Source organism: Thiohalophilus sp., assembly GCF_031581315.1.
GTDB lineage: Bacteria > Pseudomonadota > Gammaproteobacteria > UBA6429 > Thiohalophilaceae > Thiohalophilus.
This window is the reverse complement of the sequence record NZ_JAVLAZ010000147.1, coordinates 1-3,552: the sequence shown is the minus strand read 5'-3', so window position 1 is coordinate 3,552 and position 3,552 is coordinate 1. Positions and strand designations below refer to the sequence as shown.

Here is a 3,552-nt window from a genome sequence, read left to right as displayed (position 1 = left end):
TTTGGTGGGCCCGGTAGGACTTGAACCTACGACCAAGGGATTCACAATCTCACGATATTTCTATCGTGTGCGGACTATCTCACCACCCTCAGCACTGTAAATACCAGATCTGTTAGGGTGCGGGACGCTCCAGCCTGTTATTAAGAGCACTCGGTTCGAAAAAACCCGCTCCCAGGTAGTCTCTGCACCTTCCGGCGGTGTACCGCCGGCTTGGCTCAGGGTCGCCATCAGTCCCACTGGTGTGGCTGCTAAGGTTTCCCTGAATTCATCCCGTTCATTTCATACCTTTCGGTATGAACGCACCATTTTGATGAGTCCCCTGCTCTAACCAACTGAGCTACAGGCCCGTTAAGGCGGGAAGTATAACGAAAAAAGACCGCCCGGGGTATCGGGACGGCCTTTTCGATCACGGCTTTCGCCGGTTTTATTCGTAGTCCATAAAGCTGCGCAGGTGATCCGAGCGGGTCGGATGACGCAGTTTGCGCAGTGCCTTGGCTTCGATCTGGCGAATCCGCTCACGGGTGACATCGAACTGCTTGCCGACCTCTTCCAGGGTGTGGTCGGTGTTCATGTCGATGCCGAAGCGCATGCGCAGTACCTTGGCTTCGCGGGCGGTCAGCCCTTCCAGTACACCCTGCACGGTTTCCATCAGGCCACTGGAAGTGGCGTGGTCCATCGGCGACAGCACGTTCAGATCCTCGATGAAGTCACCCAGGTGGGAATCCTCGTCGTCGCCGATCGGGGTTTCCATGGAGATCGGTTCCTTGGCAATCTTCAGCACCTTGCGCACCTTGTCTTCCGGCATTTCCATACGTTCGGCCAGCTCTTCCGGGGTTGGTTCGCGACCCATCTCCTGCAGCATCTGCCGGGAGATCCGGTTGAGCTTGTTGATGGTTTCAATCATGTGCACCGGAATACGGATGGTGCGGGCCTGATCCGCGATGGAGCGGGTGATGGCCTGACGAATCCACCAGGTGGCATAGGTCGAGAACTTGTAACCACGGCGATATTCGAACTTGTCGACGGCCTTCATCAGACCGATGTTGCCTTCCTGAATCAGATCCAGGAACTGCAGTCCGCGGTTGGTGTATTTCTTGGCAATCGAGATCACCAGTCGCAGATTGGCCTCGACCATTTCCTTCTTGGCGCGGCGAGCCTTGGCTTCGCCGATGGACATCTTGCGGTTGATGTCCTTGACTTCGGAAATGGTCAGTCCGCAGATTTCCTCGATAGAGGCCAGCTTTTGCTGGGCACGCAGGATATCGTCCTTGTGCTCCATCAGGATCGGGGAGTACTTGGTGTCGGCCTTGATCTGTTCTTCCAGCCACTCGGGCTTGGCTTCATTCTCGGGGAACGAGGTAATGAACTCCTTGCGCGGCATGTGTGCGCGATCCACGCAGATGTCCATGATGGTTTTTTCATGGCTACGAATGCGGTCGATCAACTCACGCATGGCCATGACCAGGTTGTCCACGACCTTCTGGGTCAGCTTGAGCTGCATGACCTGTTCCACCAGCTCATCGCGCAGTTTGGCGGTTTTCTTGTCGCGATGACCGTGCTTGCGGGTCGAGGTGACCAGCTTCTTGTGGAGCTTGCGAATGTTTTCGAAACGCTGCCGGGCTTCTTCGGGATCGGGACCGGTATCAACTTCTTCGGCATCGTCATCGTCGTCGTCATTATTGTCGGCGGCGGCGCTGGCATCGACCGGCGTATGGGTCGGAATCTCGTCCGGCGCATTGGGATCGATAAAGTCGGTGATCAGATCGGTCAGTTTCATTTCCCCGGCTTCGACCTGATCCCACAGCAGCAGAATCTGGCTGACAGTTTCGGGATACATAGTCAGCGCGGAGAGCATCTGGTTGAGGCCGTCTTCGATACGCTTGGCGATCTCGATCTCGCCGGCGCGGGTCAGCAGTTCCACGGCACCCATTTCACGCATATACATGCGCACGGGATCGGTGGTGCGACCGAATTCGCTGTCGACGGAGGCCAGCGCGGCGGCGGCTTCTTCGGCGGCGTCTTCATCCACCTCGGTGGTGGTTTCCAGGATAGTGTCGCCGTCGGGGGCCGATTCATAGACGACGATACCCATGTCGTTGATCATCGCAACGATATCTTCGATCTGCTCGGGGTCGACAATATCATCGGGCAGGTGATCGTTGACCTCGGCATAGGTCAAAAATCCCTGTTCTTTACCCTTGGCAATCAACGACTTGAGTTGAGATTGCTGTTGGCTTAAATCCATCACTTCGGCTTTTGCAGGCTTCATCTAGTCAGATTCCAAAATAGCGGCGTAAAACCATCCAATTTTACACTAATTTGCCCGATTTTCTAGGTAAACCGGGACGTCTCGCGGGGGCAGGTGCCCTCTATATGACGGCACGAACCCCCGATTTATTTAATTTTTCCTGAAAATTTTGTCAGTGGAACAGCTGGCTGGACAGTTGCCGGATTTCGACCTTCTCCTCCGGCGTGAGGTTGCCGTGGTTGGATTTGGCCATCAGCGTGTCGTAGCGGGCTTCCAGCCGGTGCCGGTCCAGGGCCTCGATGGCGGCCGTAAATTCGTGTTTCAGACTTGCTTCATCATCGATTTCCGGTTGCCAGGCGGCCAGTTTTTCCAGGTGCCGGGCGTGCTCTGTGTCGCGCCAGCGCTCGATCAGGGCACTGGTGGTTAGATTGGGGTGGTGACGCAAAGTTTCAAGCACGGCGACCAATAAATCGATTCCCGGAATCTCCAGCTGGGTCAGGCGCTGCGGGTCTCCCGCCTCGGGGGCCAGGGCCGGGTTATGCAGCAGCCGCGCCAGGGCCCGGCGCACCGGTGAAAAGAGTTGCCGCTCCTGCCCGCCGCGCGGCCGTTGGGGTGGCCGGGAGCGCCCCGCGGGCATGTCAGGCGGCGTATCGCCGGCCTCACCCCGCTGCCGCGGGGGTTTGGTCTGGCTGAGCGCAGTCTCGATCCGGTGCTCGTCGATGCGGGCCAGCTGCGCCAGCTGGCTGATCATCATCTGCCGGTAGACCCCCGGCGACAACCGGGCCAGCAGCGGTCGGGCCTGCTCCACCAGATTGGCCCGCCCGTCGATGGAGGCGGTGTCGTTCTGCGCGCTGAGGCGGTTGAACAGATAATCGGAGAAGGGCGCCGCGCGGGAGACCTGCTGCTCGAATTCGGCCTTGCCCACCTGGCGCACCAGGGTGTCGGGATCCTCGCCCTCGGGCAGGAACAAAAAGCGGATCTGGCGTCCCTCGCGCATCACCGGCAGCGCGTTTTCCATCGCCCGCCAGGCGGCCTCGCGTCCGGCCCGATCCCCGTCGAAGCAGAACACTACCTCGGAGGTAACCTTGAACAGCTGTTGGAGGTGATCGGCCGTGGTGGCGGTGCCCAGGGTGGCGACCGCGTAGCGGATATCGAACTGGGCGAGTGAGACCACGTCCATATAGCCTTCGACCACCAGCAGGCGGGGAATGTTGCGCAGGGCCTGGCGCGCCTCGTACAGGCCATAGAGCTCCCGGCCCTTGTGAAACAGCGGGGTTTCCGGGGAGTTGAGGTACTTGGGCTGG

Annotated in this window: 2 protein-coding genes; both read right to left on the bottom strand. The window is 58.9% G+C overall.

All coding sequences use genetic code 11. The features are described 5' to 3' along the window. Nucleotides 1-424 precede the first annotated feature (424 nt). Nucleotides 425-2,245, bottom strand: a complete 1,821-nt coding sequence (rpoD, locus tag RI563_RS12915; RefSeq protein WP_310694795.1) for an RNA polymerase sigma factor RpoD — start codon at nt 2,243-2,245, stop codon at nt 425-427. A gap of 175 nt (nt 2,246-2,420) precedes the next feature. Continuing rightward, on the bottom strand, nt 2,421-3,552 hold a 1,132-nt coding region (locus RI563_RS12910), incomplete at its 5' end, for a toprim domain-containing protein (protein ID WP_310694794.1).